At 40.5% G+C, this 15,507-nt stretch carries 17 protein-coding genes; 14 read left to right on the top strand and 3 right to left on the bottom strand.

The genetic code is table 11. The features are described 5' to 3' along the window. Nucleotides 1-262 (top strand): transposase (locus AB5Z52_RS12980; RefSeq protein WP_368243597.1); only part of this gene is annotated, 262 nt, incomplete at its 5' end. 387 nt (nucleotides 263-649) lie between these two features. Here AB5Z52_RS12980 and AB5Z52_RS12975 read toward each other — a convergent pair. Both AB5Z52_RS12975 and AB5Z52_RS12970 read right to left on the bottom strand, forming a co-directional pair. Further along, nucleotides 650-961: a DUF1827 family protein gene (locus AB5Z52_RS12975; RefSeq protein WP_029486733.1), complete on the bottom strand. Its 312-nt coding sequence runs from the start codon at nucleotides 959-961 to the stop codon at nucleotides 650-652. Nucleotides 962-1,124: 163 nt separating this feature from the next. Then, nucleotides 1,125-3,377: an ATP-dependent Clp protease ATP-binding subunit gene (locus AB5Z52_RS12970; protein WP_003126333.1), complete on the bottom strand. Its 2,253-nt coding sequence runs from the start codon at nucleotides 3,375-3,377 to the stop codon at nucleotides 1,125-1,127. Between the two features lie 250 nt (nucleotides 3,378-3,627). Between AB5Z52_RS12970 and AB5Z52_RS12965 the strand changes: the two genes are divergently transcribed. From AB5Z52_RS12965 to AB5Z52_RS12935, 7 genes are all read left to right on the top strand, one after another. After that, nucleotides 3,628-3,810: a hypothetical protein gene (locus AB5Z52_RS12965; protein WP_005471251.1), complete on the top strand. Its 183-nt coding sequence runs from the start codon at nucleotides 3,628-3,630 to the stop codon at nucleotides 3,808-3,810. A 171-nt stretch (nucleotides 3,811-3,981) separates the two neighbouring features. Then, nucleotides 3,982-4,248, top strand: a complete 267-nt coding sequence (locus tag AB5Z52_RS12960) for a phosphocarrier protein HPr (RefSeq protein ID WP_003126335.1) — start codon at nucleotides 3,982-3,984, stop codon at nucleotides 4,246-4,248. Further along, entirely contained in the window at nucleotides 4,248-5,975 is a 1,728-nt protein-coding gene (gene ptsP / locus AB5Z52_RS12955) for a phosphoenolpyruvate--protein phosphotransferase (protein WP_003126336.1), read from the top strand. Before AB5Z52_RS12960 ends, ptsP begins: the two co-directional genes overlap by 1 nt. Before the next feature lie 206 nt (nucleotides 5,976-6,181). Further along, on the top strand, nucleotides 6,182-7,201 hold the full coding sequence (locus AB5Z52_RS12950; protein WP_081132178.1) for a glycosyltransferase family 4 protein: 1,020 nt from the start codon (nucleotides 6,182-6,184) through the stop codon (nucleotides 7,199-7,201). Nucleotides 7,202-7,223: 22 nt separating this feature from the next. Beyond that, complete coding sequence (locus AB5Z52_RS12945) at nucleotides 7,224-8,456, top strand: glycosyltransferase family 4 protein (protein WP_096710775.1); 1,233 nt, start codon at nucleotides 7,224-7,226, stop codon at nucleotides 8,454-8,456. 74 nt (nucleotides 8,457-8,530) lie between these two features. Further along, nucleotides 8,531-9,406 carry an NAD(P)-dependent oxidoreductase gene (locus AB5Z52_RS12940; protein WP_005471255.1) on the top strand — a complete coding sequence of 292 codons (876 nt, stop codon included), beginning with the start codon at nucleotides 8,531-8,533 and terminating at the stop codon, nucleotides 9,404-9,406. 84 nt (nucleotides 9,407-9,490) lie between these two features. Beyond that, complete coding sequence (locus AB5Z52_RS12935) at nucleotides 9,491-9,721, top strand: YkuJ family protein (RefSeq protein WP_137264830.1); 231 nt, start codon at nucleotides 9,491-9,493, stop codon at nucleotides 9,719-9,721. A 90-nt stretch (nucleotides 9,722-9,811) separates the two neighbouring features. Here the strand turns inward: AB5Z52_RS12935 and AB5Z52_RS12930 are convergent, their stop codons facing one another. After that, nucleotides 9,812-10,768 carry a GIY-YIG nuclease family protein gene (locus AB5Z52_RS12930; protein ID WP_137264829.1) on the bottom strand — a complete coding sequence of 319 codons (957 nt, stop codon included), beginning with the start codon at nucleotides 10,766-10,768 and terminating at the stop codon, nucleotides 9,812-9,814. 302 nt (nucleotides 10,769-11,070) lie between these two features. Between AB5Z52_RS12930 and AB5Z52_RS12925 the strand changes: the two genes are divergently transcribed. The 6 genes from AB5Z52_RS12925 to AB5Z52_RS12900 all read left to right on the top strand — a co-directional run. Further along, nucleotides 11,071-11,511, top strand: coding sequence for a MarR family winged helix-turn-helix transcriptional regulator (locus AB5Z52_RS12925; protein ID WP_005471259.1), 441 nt, complete (start codon nucleotides 11,071-11,073; stop codon nucleotides 11,509-11,511). A 9-nt stretch (nucleotides 11,512-11,520) separates the two neighbouring features. Then, a complete protein-coding gene (locus tag AB5Z52_RS12920; protein ID WP_368243599.1) occupies nucleotides 11,521-12,483 on the top strand; it encodes a beta-ketoacyl-ACP synthase III in 963 nt (320 codons plus the stop codon). 47 nt (nucleotides 12,484-12,530) lie between these two features. After that, nucleotides 12,531-12,755 (top strand): acyl carrier protein, encoded by a 225-nt coding sequence (locus AB5Z52_RS12915; RefSeq protein WP_003126345.1) that lies wholly within the window; start codon nucleotides 12,531-12,533, stop codon nucleotides 12,753-12,755. A 125-nt stretch (nucleotides 12,756-12,880) separates the two neighbouring features. Continuing rightward, nucleotides 12,881-13,804 carry an ACP S-malonyltransferase gene (fabD, locus tag AB5Z52_RS12910; protein WP_368243600.1) on the top strand — a complete coding sequence of 308 codons (924 nt, stop codon included), beginning with the start codon at nucleotides 12,881-12,883 and terminating at the stop codon, nucleotides 13,802-13,804. 9 nt (nucleotides 13,805-13,813) lie between these two features. Next, complete coding sequence (fabG, locus tag AB5Z52_RS12905; protein ID WP_003126347.1) at nucleotides 13,814-14,551, top strand: 3-oxoacyl-[acyl-carrier-protein] reductase; 738 nt, start codon at nucleotides 13,814-13,816, stop codon at nucleotides 14,549-14,551. Between the two features lie 13 nt (nucleotides 14,552-14,564). Continuing rightward, nucleotides 14,565-15,507: beta-ketoacyl-[acyl-carrier-protein] synthase II (locus AB5Z52_RS12900; protein WP_368266948.1), on the top strand; the 943-nt coding region annotated here is incomplete at its 3' end.

The following is a 15,507-nucleotide window of genomic DNA, read 5'->3' as shown; positions in this document are numbered from 1 at the left end:
CGATCACTTGCTCACTTTCTATGATTTCCCCTTGGCCATACGCAAGAGTATTTATTCTACGAACTTGATTGAATCCTTTAATAAGCAAATCAAGAAATACAGCCACCGCAAGGAACAGTTCCAAAACGAAGAGTCGATGGAACGTTTCTTAGTCTCGTCTTTTGATACTTACAACCAAAAATTCCTAGGTCGCAGTCATAAAGGCTTTCAACAGGCCGAAGGCGAACTTGAACAAATGCTAAGCCAACTGATTGAGAATTAGAAACAATCTGCAGTAGGGAAGAATCATTTACACAAAATTATTGACGCTCCCCTTGCAGAAGCAGATATCGTTATCTCTGATCGATTTGTTGAATCAAAAAAGAATCAGTGTTTTTTCTTTCTTGAGGATATCCATAACAGTGAAACATGGAAAAGGTTAGGGATATTTATCAATGGGAGGATCATCGAACGGCGAATTCGATCTGAAAGTGCCCCCAAAAATTAGTTAGGATCGATCTGTTGATTGAGTCATGGCACAGATGCTTTTGCTTAAAGATTGTTTTTTTTTCGCAGGGGCAACGATAAATAAGTCAAAAAAATATATCTATAAAAGAGGGCTGTGACAGTCATCTTTTATAGATATTTTTTTATAGTGATTTTATTGGTATTAGGTTTGCGAAGAAAGCGATTTTTGGATAGAAATTTCTACAATATCTGGCATTTCAATAACTGAGATCGTTTCAGGTTCATAAGAACCAGGCGGTAATTTTTTCAAGAAGTAATGTTTGATTTCTTCAATTTCGGTAGGTTTGATTGCGCGTTTTTTGTTGATCAGCAATATTTCGTTGTGATTTGGAGCAGAAGTAAAGATGACTGTGATGTCTCCGGCAGTATATACTTTTACCATTTCAGCATCGGTATTTTCAAGCTGATTCATAACTAATCGAGAATGGCTGTTTGTCACATTGATCAATTTCACCATACTCACCTCACATTCTATGTATTTTTACTAATATTATAGGGCGTTTTTTTTAAAAAGAAAAGCCAGACAGCTTGAAAACCTTGGTTTTTTTGAGGTTATTCAGGCGTCTGGCATAGAAATCTAGACAAATAAGGTACGATGTCTGGCTGTTGCGAGGATTTTACTCATCATCAGATGGCTGTTTTTCTTGTTCCTTTGGCTCTTCGGGTGTGTCAACAGTTTTTGCTGTCACAATGATTTTGTCTTCAGAATCCAAAGTTGCTTGTAGATCATGGACTAGAGGATGATCAAGATAAAATTCTGCGATACCATCTTCGATATGATCTTGAATCGTTCGGCGTAATGGGCGAGCCCCCATCGTAGCACTATAACCAAGCTCTACCAATTTTTCTTGGACATTTTCTGGAACTTCAATATGCAATTTTTGATTGGCTAAGGTTTGATTGACATCTGCGAGCATCAAAGAAACGATGGATAACAGATTTTCTTTGCTTAATGCTTTGAATTCAATGATGCCATCAAAGCGATTCAGAAATTCTGGTGTGAAGTAGTTATTTAACTGATTCAAGACAGATCGTGTGACACCTTCCCGGGCTGCTCCAAAACCAACATTGGCTTCTACTTTTCCAGTGCCGGCATTACTTGTCATGATGATCAATGTGTCTTTGAAGCTGACCGTGCGTCCTTGAGCATCAGTTAAACGACCGTCATCCAAGATTTGCAAAAACATATGCAGAACATCAGGATGAGCTTTTTCGATTTCATCTAAAAGAATTAAGCTATAAGGGTTACGACGGACTTTTTCCGTTAACTGTCCAGCTTCTTCATAACCAACATAACCAGGAGGAGAACCAATCAGTTTGGAGACACTGTGTTTTTCCATGTATTCTGACATGTCAAAACGAATCATTGATTCTTCAGAGCCAAACATTTCATAGGCAAGTTGTTTAGCAAGTTCTGTTTTACCAACACCAGTTGGTCCGACAAAAAGGAACGAACCGATCGGACGGCTTTGTTTTCCTAATCCCACACGATTACGACGGATCGCTTTAGCAACTTTATCGATTGCTTCATCTTGTCCGATTACATGCGATTTCAGATCTTGAGCTAAGTTTTTCAACTGAGTTTGTTCTTTTTCTTTGAGTTCGCCAACCGGAATGCCCGTCCGTTCTTCAACGATTTGCTCCATATCCTTTTCGGTGATCACGGGAGTTTCTTCTTCACTGATTTGACGTTCTTTCATTTTTTGCAGCTTATTGATTTGATCTCGGTAGTAAGCAGCTTTTTCAAAGTCTTCTTCTCTAGAAGCAGCTTGTTTTTGTTCTTCTGCTTCTTGCAATTTCTTGTCGATTGTTTTCGGATCAACAATTTGAATAGTCAGATTTTTTTTCGAGCCGGTCTCATCCAGAAGATCGATTGCTTTATCAGGCAAGAAACGGTCTTGGATGTAGCGATTGGAAAGGGTAGCAGCGGCTTTGATTGCCTCATCCGTATATCTTACATGATGGTAATCTTCATATCGAGGCTGTAATCCTTTCAAAATACTGATGGTTTCTTCTACAGAAGGTTCATCGACTCGGACAGGTTGCAAACGACGTTCTAATGCTGCATCTTTTTCAATGATGCGATATTCGTTCAATGTCGTTGCGCCGACCATTTGTAATTCACCGCGAGCCAATGCTGGTTTCAGAATATTTCCAGCGTCCATGTTGCCATCACCAGCAGCCCCTGCGCCCACGATCTCATGGACTTCATCAATGAATAAGATGACATTTTCGGCTTGTTTGATTTCTTCAATCAATTTTTGGATTCGCTCTTCAAATTGTCCGCGAATACCCGTTCCTTGAACCAGTGACGCAACATCTAAGCGAATCACTTCTTTATCCATTAGTTTTTGAGGAACGTCACCGTCGACAATTTTTTGTGCCAGACCTTCCACGACAGCGGTTTTACCTACACCAGGCTCACCAATCAATACAGGATTGTTTTTCGTTCGGCGATTCAAGATCTCGATCACCCGACGAATTTCATCGTCACGTCCTACGACTGGATCGATCCCGCCGTCTCGAGCTTGTTGTGTGATATTGATGCCGTATTCGCCTAAAAGACCAGAAGGTGCTTGGCCATTGCGCGGAGGTTGTCCGCCGATTATGCCGTTTCCTCCAGTTTGAGTTGGAGGCGTTTGTTCATAAGGTGAATTTCCTTGTTGCATTTGGCGAGACATTTGTCGAAAAAGGTCATCAAGATTTCCGAAGCCGAAGGGATCCTGAGCCATCATATTTGTTGGATTTCCAGATTGTGCTTTTAATTTTTGGTAACAACTTTGACAATAATCGAGTTGTTTTCTTTGACCATTGACATTGGCATAAAGATGAATAGAAGCTTCATTTTTACCGCAGTTTTGACAAAGCATATGTTCACGACCTTTCTTATCATTTGCTCATCTATCATTCTACCGCGATTTTTACTCATGGTAAAAAGATACACTTGCAGATTCGGTGAATAATTGTCAGCAGCGTCAAAAATTTCATTGACCTTTACTGACCATAACTTTATTATACAATTTTTTTTTCAGACTGCAAGGATTTCAGCTTTGATGACGGAAACAACTTTTCCCTGAAAAAAGAATCGTTTATAATGGAGAAGATGAAGAGGTGATAGAGATGAATGAAAATCGATTTGTTGAACAAATTGAACAGTTGCGCTCTGGAGAAATCGACGAATTGCTGGTAGAACAATCCGAATTTCTGCTATTTCGAGAAGCATGGTTAAAATTGGAAGACCGCATGAAATTTGTCGGCGAGGCTGGCTTGAATGGCAAGATCATCTATCGGTACCAACCATAAAAACAAATATAGGTTCATTTCAGTCGTTTTCTTAAGAGAAAACGGTTGTCTATCAGAGAAAAAAATGGTAATCTTAACAGTTGAAAGGGCGTTTTTTTGAGTCTGACAATTGACTGAGTCAAAAAAAGCCTTCACCACAAAAAAACCGTATCATAAAGGAGATTGATCAATATGGAAAAGAAAGATTTTCACGTAGTTGCTGAGACAGGGATTCACGCACGTCCAGCTACTTTATTAGTACAAACAGCAAGCAAATTCAACTCTGATATCAACTTGGAGTACAAAGGTAAATCAGTAAACCTTAAATCAATCATGGGCGTTATGTCTCTAGGTGTTGGTCAAGGTTCTGACGTTACAATCACTGCTGAAGGTGCTGACGAAGCAGATGCAATCGCTGCAATCGTTGAAACAATGAAAAAAGAAGGTTTGTCTGAATAATGGTTGAGATGCTAAAAGGAATTGCTGCTAGTGATGGTGTAGCCGTTGCCAAAGCCTACCTGTTAGTACAACCTGATTTATCTTTTTCAAAAGTAAATGTTGAAGATACGGCAGCAGAAGAAGCTCGTTTAGATGAAGCTCTAGCAAAGTCAACAGCGGAATTGCAACAAATCCGTGACAAAGCAGCGCAATCTTTAGGCGAGGCAGAAGCACAAGTATTTGATGCTCATTTAATGGTTCTGTCAGATCCTGAAATGATCGGACAAATCAAACAAAACATGGCAGATAACAAAGTCAATGCAGAAGCTGCATTGAAAGAAGTCACTGACATGTATATCGGCATGTTTGAAGCAATGGATGACAATGCATACATGCAAGAACGTGCAGCGGACATCAAAGACGTTGCGAAACGTATCTTGGCACATTTGCTAAATGTGACGTTGCCAAATCCTTCAATGATCAACGAAGAAGTTGTTATCGTTGCTCACGATTTGACACCAAGTGATACTGCGCAACTAGACCGCAACTTCGTTAAAGCTTTTGTAACTGATATCGGGGGACGTACCTCTCACTCAGCAATCATGGCTCGATCTCTTGAGATTCCTGCAATCGTAGGATCAAAAGAAATCACAGCTAAAGTGAATGCTGGTGATATTCTGGCAGTTAACGGAATCTTAGGAGATGTTATCATCAATCCTACTGAAGACCAAGCTGCTGAATTTATTGAAGCAGGGAAAGCTTACGCGGAACAAAAAGCAGAATGGGAAAAATTGAAAGATGCTCAAACCGTTACAGCTGACGGCAAGCACTTTGAATTAGCTGCAAATATCGGAACGCCTAAAGATCTTGAAGGTGTTCACAACAATGGTGCAGAAGCTGTCGGTTTATACCGGACAGAATTCTTGTACATGGATTCTCCTGATTTTCCTACAGAAGATGACCAATATGAAGCATACAAAGCAGTTCTTGAAGGAATGGCTGGTAAACCAGTCGTTGTTCGTACAATGGACATCGGTGGGGACAAAGAACTTCCTTACTTGAAATTGCCACACGAAATGAACCCATTCTTAGGCTATCGTGCATTGCGTATCAGTTTATCTGAGTTGGGTGACGGCATGTTCCGTACACAACTTCGTGCGCTGTTACGTGCTTCTGCTCACGGAAACTTGCGTATTATGTTCCCGATGGTGGCAACATTGAAAGAGTTCCGTACTGCGAAAAAAATGTACGAAGAAGAACGTCAAAAATTGATCGATGAAGGCGTAACTGTCTCTGAAGATATTCAAGTAGGTATCATGATCGAAATTCCTGCAGCAGCTGTCTTAGCTGACAAATTTGCCAAGGAAGTAGACTTCTTCAGTATTGGTACCAATGACTTGATCCAATACACAATGGCTGCAGACCGTATGAATGAACAAGTTTCATATCTTTACCAACCATATAACCCATCTATTCTACGTTTGATCAAAAACGTAATCGATTCAGCACATGCTGAAGGTAAATGGGCTGGTATGTGTGGAGAAATGGCTGGCGATCAAACTGCTGTGCCACTTCTAGTCGGTATGGGCTTAGATGAATTCTCTATGAGCGCAACTTCTGTACTTAAAACACGGAGCTTAATGAAACGCTTGTCAACAACTGACATGCAAGAATTAGCAAAACGTGCTTTGGAAGATTGCGATACGATGGAAGAAGTAGTCGAATTGATCAATCAATATGTAAAGTAGTTAAAAGTTAGCAGCAAGCGAATTCGCTTGCTGCTTTTTTTGTGGTCTGGGAGCGAACAGTTTTGTCATATTGTTTTGATGACCTTTGATAAACCAGCTTTTTGACGTATGATAGAAATCAATACAAAAACTAGGCCTTGAGTTGGAGGGTGTTCTCGTCTAGCTATGTTATACTAGATGTAACAGTTTAGAAGGAGGAATCTCGTTTGAAAGTACTTCTCTATTTTGAAAGTGAAAAGCTTTTAGAGAAATCTGGTATCGGCAGAGCACTTGCGCATCAGCAACGTGCACTGAGCAGTATCGGTGTTGAATATACATTAGACAAACAAGCTGAGGATTATGATATACTTCATATTAATACGTATGGGATCAATTCGTTGAATCAAATCAATAAAGCAAGGAAACAAGGCAAAAAGGTAATTTACCATGCGCATTCGACTGAAGAAGATTTTCGAAATTCATTTATCGGCTCAAACCAGTTATCGCCATTATACAAAAAATATTTGATCAATTTATATTCCCGAGCCGATCAATTGATAACCCCAACGCCCTACGCAAAAGAACTATTGGAAGGGTATGGCATCAAGGTACCGATCTGTGCGATCTCTAATGGGATTGATTTGGACAAATATCGTCCGGAACCAAAAAAAGAACAGGCTTTTCGCGACTATTTCCAATTGTCGGCGGATCAAAAAGTGATTATTTCTGTTGGCTTGTATTTTGAGAGAAAAGGAATTGTCGATTTTGTTGAGATTGCTCGCCGCATGCCAGAGTATACTTTTATTTGGTTTGGACATACACCTATGTATACGATCCCTAAAGCGGTTCGAGATCTCGTGAAAGAAAACCATCCTGAAAATGTTATTTTTCCTGGCTATATCAAAGGAGATGTCATTGAGGGGGCCTATTCTGGAGCAGATCTGTTTTTCTTTCCTTCCTATGAAGAAACAGAAGGGATCGTTGTGTTAGAGGCGCTTGCTAGTAAGCAGAAAGTTCTAGTGCGTGACATTCCTGTTTATCATGGTTGGTTGCAAGAGAATCAAAATTCTTATATGGGACGGACAGTTGATGAGTTCGTTGAACAAATTGCTAACATCGTAGAAGGTCGTGTACCAGATCTGTCAGCTGCCGGCTATCAAGCAGCTGCAGAACGGAGTATTGAAGAAATTGGAAAAGAGTTAAAGAAAGTTTATCAAAGCGTTTTAGAAGAAAAACCCGTTGATTGACGGCAAGTTTGGAGGTACCGTTGTGAAAATCGGATTTTTTACAGACACATATTTTCCGCAAGTGAGCGGTGTAGCGACATCGATCAAAACATTAAAAGAAGAGTTGGAAAAGAAGGGCCATAAGGTCTATATCTTTACGACTACAGATCCAAATGCAGAAATGGATGAGGAAGATATCATTCGTATGCCTAGTGTGCCTTTCGTGTCTTTCAAAGACCGTAGAATCGTGGTGCGGGGCATGTGGTATGCCTATTTGATTGCGAAAGAGTTGGAACTAGAACTGATTCATACCCATACTGAATTTGGTGCGGGACTACTGGGAAAAATGGTGGGTCGAAAACTACAGATTCCTGTGATTCATACCTATCATACAATGTATGAAGATTATCTGCATTATATTGCGAAAGGAAAAGTTTTGCGACCTACACACGTAAAGTATTTCTCTCGTCTGTTTGCCAATCATTCTACTGGGGTTGTCTGCCCGAGTGAACGGGTCATCGATACACTACGCAGTTATGGCGTTGTGTCGCCGATGCGCATCATTCCCACTGGTATTGAGGTAGAGAAATTTCGCCGTCCGGATATCACTCTGGAAATGAAACGAGCCTTGCGTCAAGAATTGGCGATTGAAGAAGACCAGCCAATGTTATTATCATTGAGTCGTATTTCTTATGAGAAAAATATCCAAGCGATCGTTGATGGACTGCCTGATATTCTAGCAAAAATTCCTTCAGCCAAATTAGTGATCGTGGGCAAAGGGCCTTACAAAGAAAAATTGGAAGAAAAAGTTCAAGAAATGAACTTGTCTGACCATGTTCATTTTGTTGGAGAGGTTGCAAATGATGAAGTAGCCATCTATTATCATGCAGCAGATTTCTTCGTCAGTGCTTCTACTTCAGAGACACAAGGACTGACGTATACAGAAGCAATGGCAGCAGGTACGCCTTTAGTCGTTGAAGGCAATGATTATTTAAATACATTGATCGATGATCCATCTCTTGGTGTGACCTTTGACACCGATCAAGATTTTGCTTCTGCATTTATTCATTATTATCAACAGCAGATTCCTAGGAATGAAAGTGTCTTAGCACGAAAAATGTATGAAATCTCTGCGGCACACTTTGGTGAATCGATGCTTTCTTTTTACCATGATATGATTGCTTACTATGAGACAGAACGCCTAGACAAGGAAACCGAAGAAACATTGAAAAAATTCAAAGTCAAATTGAAATCATTTAAACGAACAATTGATTAAACATTATTGCAGTCAAGTTCACGTTTTTAGCGTATACTAAAGACGTGAATTTTTTTATTTTTGGAGGTATGACTATGAAGCTAGGTTTTATTGGAACGGGTGTCATGGGCCAATCAATGGTCGGTCACTTTTTAGCAAGCGGACATCATGTAAATGTGTATAATCGTACAAAAAGCAAAACAGACGAATTAGTCGCTAAGGGAGCGGTTTGGTGTGATACGCCTGAAATAGTTGCTGCTGAAAGTGAAGTTGTTTTCACAATGGTCGGCTATCCTGCAGATGTTGAGGAAGTTTACTATGGAGAAAAGGGAATTTTTCAAACCGATGTCGCGGCAAAATATTTAGTTGACTTTACAACTAGTACGCCAAAATTAGCAGAACAAATCTATCAAACGGCAAAAGAGCATGGTGCGGCAAGTATTGATGCGCCAGTTTCTGGTGGTGACCTTGGAGCAAAAAATGGAACGTTGACGATAATGGCGGGTGGTGACGAGGAAGCCTATCAAAAAGTTGAACCACTATTTGAGATTGTCGGAAAAACGTGTCATCTTCATGGCTCTGCCGGCAAAGGCCAGCACACAAAAATGGCCAATCAGATCATGATTGCTGGCACGATGACTGGAATGACTGAGATGCTCGTCTATGCCGATAAAGCAGGTTTAGAACTTCCGCAAGTCATTGAGACATTATCTGGTGGCAGCGCCGCAAACTGGTCATTGGCCAACTACAGCCCCCGTATTTTGAAAGAAGATTTTTCACCTGGTTTTTTTGTCAAACATTTTATCAAAGATTTAGGTATCGCACTTGATGAAGCAGCGAAAATGGGACTGGATTTGCCAAGTACGGCTTTGGCAAAAAAAATGTACGATCGCTTAGCGGAAGCTGGCTATGAAAGTGATGGGACTCAAGCCCTGATTAAGCTTTGGTGGCAAGATGGAAAAAAATCTTAAAATGACAAAATAAATTGTAAAAAATCAATGCAAGATAGAATATGATTTGATACAATATAACGGACAGAAAAAGGAGGCTTACGAATGAAAAGTTCGCAATTAGTCGCTATCATCAAACGTTTAGAAGCGATGGTCGAAGCGCAAGACAACGAGGTTCAAGTTCGCCGTTTCGAAAAAGAAGGCGTAGAAAAATGCACAGTGACCTACGATAACACCACAGAAACGTTTGAGTTAACGGAAGCAGAGTCAAGTCAGTCTTATCAATTTGATAATATTGATATTGTAGCCATGGAAATTTATGATTTGATCCAATAAACGTATCAGCGTTCAGATGAAAAATGCCATACGCATTGCCAGCGTTCCTCTTTAAGGAGCGCTGGTTTTTTGTTGCAATCATTTGAGCGTTTAGGTATTTGACAGCACAAAATTTAATTGTCTTAACTGGCGCAAAATTATATGTAGAGGGTCAAGGTCTGTTGGCAGCAATCGTTTAGCTGTTGTTAAAGGTGCTGGAACAAAAGCATCAGAGGTTGATACAACTTCGCTATGAATGATTTGTCCAAAAGAGAGTTGATAGACTTTTACTTGTGATGAATCGGCAGCAAGAGAAGCTTCAAGAGAGGTTTCAAGAGGAATCTCAAAGCGAAATTCTGGGAGAGCGATCAGAGTATTCACCTCGAGAATTTCTCGATAAAAGGATTGAAGCAATTTTTTTTGGTACAGTAGTTGATCAGCCTGTTCAAAAAGTAACTGTTCCGCAAAATAATGCAATCGTTGGTCGAGATAACTAAATATTGTCTTGCTTTCTGCACGAAAGAAAAGTTTCAGCTCATTCAGTTTTTCTTCCAAAGGAATAGTTTGCATCAACGGCAACTGTTTGGACAACGAGAGAAGTTTATAAGGATTGACAGAAGGTAATTGATACGTTTCTGTCAATATCTCAATGATTTCCGGCAATTGCTTGGATCGGCGAAAAGGTCCTATTGCATCCTCTGCTGCCTCATTTGTTCGAACGATGTTTCCTGCATCAAAGCGGATGTATTGGTAATTAAGAAAGTTGGTCATTTGACGGTTATAAATGGGACGATGTTGCTGAATCAACTGACATTCTAACAATAGCGCATCGAGTTCTGTGTCTACGAAAATTGTTTCGAAATCTACGACATTGTGAACTAAACGCAGAATCTTGTTTGTATGCTGTGTATTTTTGCGAAAATAAGAAGAAACTCGTTGTTTCAATTGCTTGGCTTTTCCAACATACAGAATTCCGCCATGAGAATCTTTCATTAAATAAATCCCAGGTTTTTGGGGTAACGCATTTGCTTTTTGCTTTAAGTATTCGATCCGTGCGTTGATGTCCATCACCTCATTTCTACACTGCAACGATACCAAAATTTAAGGTGTAGAACAAGTGATGTTCTGACACGATAATCATTTTCGTGAAATGATGGAAGAAATCTTTGATAATCAAAATAATTTTTAACTACTCGATTCTCTGGTAATTGTCAACTTAAAAACTTGTGAAGGTTAGAAAAGCGTACTGAAAATAAAAATGCGCTTAAAAAAAATAAAAATCAAAAAATTTTCTTGCAATTCTCTAAAAGTTACTTTATAGTTTGACTATCAAATGATTTGATTATCAAACTATTCGGATGGTGAAAGATATGGAACCAAATTTAGAAACGGTCAACGACTATTTAGTCAGTGTCTTCAATGACATTCTCGTGATCGAAGAATCAGAATTAAAGAAATCACAATTTAAAGATCTTTCAATCACAGAAATGCATACGATTGAAGCAATCGGCATGTACAAGAAGAAAACAACTTCAGAAGTCGCTAAAGAGCTTTCTATTACTGTTGGGACCCTCACCATTGCAATCAATCGTTTGGTTAAAAAAGAATATGTAGAACGCATTCGCAGTGAAGACGATCGACGCGTAGTCAAACTTGCGTTGACAAAAAAAGGCAAATTGCTTTATCGGGTACATCAACATTTTCACCGTGAGATGGTCAAAGGCGTTCTAAGCCAGATGTCTACGGATGAAGAGCAAGCTTTACTTAAAGCCTTAAAAAATCTGCATGACTTTTTACAAGATTATAAGTGAGTGTAACGGATGAATATGTTTGGAAAGATTACCGCAACAGCAAGCTATGTTCCTGAACAAATCGTGACGAATCAGCAACTTTCAGAAATTATGGATACATCAGATAACTGGATTTTTTCACGTACAGGAATCAAAGAACGTCGAATTAGTAATGGAGAAAATACTTCCGATTTATGTACGAATGTTGCTACGAAACTTTTGGCATCAAGGGGACTTGCTCCAGATGAATTGGACTTTATCCTAGTAGCGACCATCACTCCGGATTTCAATACACCGGCAGTTGCTTGCCAAGTTCAAGGGAATATTGGCGCCCATCAAGCTTTTGCTTTTGATATCAGCGCAGCTTGTGCCGGATTTGTTTATGCATTGTCTTTAGCAGAAAAATTGATTCGGACCGGTTCTAAAAAAGGGCTCGTCATTGGCGGTGAAGTGCTGTCAAAGGTCTTGGATTGGGAAGATCGTTCAACCGCAGTTTTATTTGGAGACGGGGCAGGCGGGGTGCTTTTAGAAGCAACCAACCATCAGCATCTCTTGAAGGAATCGCTGCAGTCTGATGGAACCAGAGGACTCTCTCTGACATCAGGTTTTGTTGAAAATAAGAATCCTTACGGAAGTTCGTCAACCCAATACAGTGCTTGTATGCAGATGGTTGGTCGTGAAATTTTTGATTTTGCGACACGCGATGTCGTTCAATCCATTCATGCAATCAGTGAGCATGAATCGGTAGATTATTACTTGTTGCATCAGGCCAATTCCCGAATCTTAGATAAAGTGGCTCGGAAATTAAAGGTCCCGCGACATAAGTTTTTGCAAAATATGCAATTTTATGGCAATACTTCAGCCGCTTCAATTCCGATTTTGTTAGATGAAGAAGTGAAACGCGGCACGCTGTCTTTAGGCAGCGGACAAAAAGTGGTGTTCTCAGGTTTCGGCGGCGGATTAGCATGGGGGACCATGCTGGCAGCTTTATAGCCTGTTCACAATCAATATTGAAGAAAACACATTGGAGGAATATACACATGGTATTCGAAAAAATTCAAGAAATCGTAGCAGAAGAATTAGGAAAAGAAAAAGAAGAAATCAAATTAAACACAAACATTCAAGAGGATCTTGAAGCAGACAGCTTAGACCTTTTCCAAATCATTAACGAGATCGAAGATGAATTCGATGTAAAAATCGAAACTGAAGACGGCATCAAAACTGTCGAAGATCTAGTTAAATACGTTGAAAAACAACAAGCATAAAAAACGAGGCTAGGCAAACAGCCTAGCCTTTCCTTGTAATAGAAAGAGTGTGTTTCACTCGCTGAGATCTGCGAGTGAAGATGCCATTTTCTCCAAAATCTTTCAGTTCAAAAAAGGAGTTTAAAATGAAAACAGCATTTTTATTCAGCGGTCAAGGAGCCCAATATGTAGGAATGGGTCAGGAGTTATATCAGCAAGAATCAAGTGTTCAACAAACCTTTACGGAAGCAAGTGAGATGCTCGGCTATGATATGACTGAACTATGTTTTACTGAAAATGACCGTTTGAATCAAACTGAATATACGCAGCCAGCCATTTTAACCGTCAGTGTGGCTTTTTGGCGTTTGTTAAAAGAAAAAGGTCTCCAGGCCGATGCTTTGGCTGGTTTGAGCTTAGGTGAATATTCCGCATTAGTAGCAAGCGGCGCATTAGACTTTCAAACTGCTGTAGCCCTCGTGCAAAAACGCGGCAAGTTTATGGCAAATGCCGCACCACAGGGTGTGGGTAAAATGGTCGCTGTGATGAATACTCCGGCTGAAACCATTGAGGCGATTTGTAAAGAAGCTAGCCAAGTAGGGATCGTTTCGCCAGCTAATTACAATACGCCGCAGCAAATTGTCATCGGTGGGGAAGTAGCTGCGGTTGACCAAGCCGTTCAGTTATTGCAAGCGGCGGGAGCCAAACGAATAATTCCATTAATTGTCAGCGGCCCTTTCCATACAAAACTTTTAGAACCCGCTTCTAAACAACTTGCTCAAGAGCTGGCGAAAATTGAAATCAAAGATTTACAGGTGCCGGTGATCAGCAACACGACTGCGAAACCGATGAAACAAGAACAAGTCAAAGAATTATTAGAGAAGCAAGTCAAATCACCTGTGCGTTTTTATGAAAGCATCGAGCAGTTGAAACAAATGGGAATTGAGCAGATGATCGAGATCGGTCCCGGAAAAGTATTGACCGGTTTTTTGAAAAAAATCGACAAAACCATTGCTGCTTCGAGAGTGGAAGATGCTCAAACACTTTTTGACACACTTTCAAGGTTTGATTAGGAGGAATTTATGGAACTGACAAATAAAAATGTCTTTATTACTGGTAGTTCAAGAGGGATTGGCTTTGGCATTGCAGAAGCATTTGCCAAAGAAGGAGCCAATATCGTATTGAATGGGCGGAAAGAGATACCTCAAACTCTTATAGAGACGATTACCCGTTTTGGTGTGAAATGCATCGCAGTCAACGGTGATATATCCGAATACGATCAAGCTGTTTCGATGCTTGCACAAGCGGAAGCTGAATTAGGACCGATCCACATTTTAGTCAACAACGCAGGAATCACCAATGACAAGTTATTGTTGCGCATGAAACCAGAAGAATTTGAAAGTGTATTGAAGATCAATTTGACTGGAACCTTCAACATGACGCAAGTAGCTCTCAAAAAGATGATGAAACTACGCGAAGGACGTATCATTAATTTGACTAGTGTCGTAGGATTGACTGGCAACATTGGTCAAGCAAATTATGCAGCAAGTAAAGCTGGCGTGATTGGTTTTACCAAATCAGTTGCCCGCGAAGGAGCGGCTAGAGGCATTACCTGTAATGCGATCGCACCAGGATTTATTGAAACGGAGATGACCGCAGTTCTTTCTGATAAGGTAAAAGAACAATCGATCAATAATATTCCGTTGCAGCGATTTGGTGCTGTAGAAGATGTCGCAAAAGCTGCGGTTTTTTTGGCCCAAAGCGCTTATATCACAGGTCAAGTAGTCAGCGTAGATGGCGGAATGGCCATGCAAGGATAGAAAGGAGATACTTATGAATCGAGTAGTTATTACAGGATACGGTGTGACTTCCCCAATAGGGAATGATCCAGAAACATTTTTAGCTAGTTTGCAAAATGGAACCAATGGGATTGGCCCCATTACCAAATTTGACGCCAGTGGAACAGGGATTTCAGTAGCAGCTGAAGTCAAAGAGTTTCCACTAGAAAAATACTTTGTCAAAAAAGATACGAAACGGATGGATCTTTTTTCGATTTATGGGATCTATGCTGCCCTTGAAGCAATGAAAATGGCGGGTTTGAATTCTGAAGCGTTAGATGCCGATCGATTCGGTGTCATGGTCGGATCAGGTATTGGAGGTTTGCCAACTATTCAAGACCAAGTGATTCGAATGCATGAAAAAGGTGCAAATCGTGTGTCTCCAATGTTTGTGCCCATGTCGATCGTCAACATGGTGACAGGAAACATTGCATTGCGTGTGGGGGCAAAAGGTATTTGTACAACTACGGTCTCTGCTTGTGCATCCGGTACTCATTCGATTGGTGAGGCTTTCCGCAATATCAAACATGGTTATGCAGACGTGATGATTGCTGGCGGATCTGAATCAACGATTTGTGAGATTGGTATCGCTGGTTTTGCTTCTTTAACGGCATTAACAACGGAATCTGATCCAGACAAAGCATCCACACCATTTGACAAAAACCGCAGCGGGTTTGTTATGGGAGAAGGTGCTGGGGTTTTGATTCTAGAATCATTTGAACATGCCCAAAAGCGCGGAGCGAAGATTCTCGGGGAAGTTGTTGGCTATGGTGCCAATTGTGATGCCTACCATATGACTGCACCGAATCCTGACGGTTCAGGTGCTGGAAAAGCAATGAAACTCGCGATGTCTGAAGCAGCGATCACTCCAGCCGAAGTAGGCTATATCAATGCTCACGGAACAAGCACACCAGCTAATGATGTAGCTGAAGCTACAT

Origin of the sequence: Enterococcus sp. RTP21361st1_A6_RTP21361_211029 (genome assembly GCF_040910045.1) — a bacterium.
GTDB lineage: Bacteria > Bacillota > Bacilli > Lactobacillales > Enterococcaceae > Enterococcus_D > Enterococcus_D gallinarum.
This window is presented reverse-complemented; position numbering and strand designations above follow the sequence as displayed.

Coding starts and splice junctions, on each gene's coding strand:
- AB5Z52_RS12970 (WP_003126333.1), bottom strand. CDS start 3,377: ATGCTTTGTCAAAACTGCGGTAAAAATGAAGCTTCTATTCATCTTTAT.
- AB5Z52_RS12965 (WP_005471251.1), top strand. CDS start 3,628: ATGAATGAAAATCGATTTGTTGAACAAATTGAACAGTTGCGCTCTGGA.
- AB5Z52_RS12960 (WP_003126335.1), top strand. CDS start 3,982: ATGGAAAAGAAAGATTTTCACGTAGTTGCTGAGACAGGGATTCACGCA.
- ptsP (WP_003126336.1), top strand. CDS start 4,248: ATGGTTGAGATGCTAAAAGGAATTGCTGCTAGTGATGGTGTAGCCGTT.
- AB5Z52_RS12940 (WP_005471255.1), top strand. CDS start 8,531: ATGAAGCTAGGTTTTATTGGAACGGGTGTCATGGGCCAATCAATGGTC.
- AB5Z52_RS12935 (WP_137264830.1), top strand. CDS start 9,491: ATGAAAAGTTCGCAATTAGTCGCTATCATCAAACGTTTAGAAGCGATG.
- AB5Z52_RS12930 (WP_137264829.1), bottom strand. CDS start 10,768: ATGGACATCAACGCACGGATCGAATACTTAAAGCAAAAAGCAAATGCG.
- AB5Z52_RS12925 (WP_005471259.1), top strand. CDS start 11,071: ATGGAACCAAATTTAGAAACGGTCAACGACTATTTAGTCAGTGTCTTC.
- AB5Z52_RS12920 (WP_368243599.1), top strand. CDS start 11,521: ATGAATATGTTTGGAAAGATTACCGCAACAGCAAGCTATGTTCCTGAA.
- AB5Z52_RS12915 (WP_003126345.1), top strand. CDS start 12,531: ATGGTATTCGAAAAAATTCAAGAAATCGTAGCAGAAGAATTAGGAAAA.
- fabD (WP_368243600.1), top strand. CDS start 12,881: ATGAAAACAGCATTTTTATTCAGCGGTCAAGGAGCCCAATATGTAGGA.
- fabG (WP_003126347.1), top strand. CDS start 13,814: ATGGAACTGACAAATAAAAATGTCTTTATTACTGGTAGTTCAAGAGGG.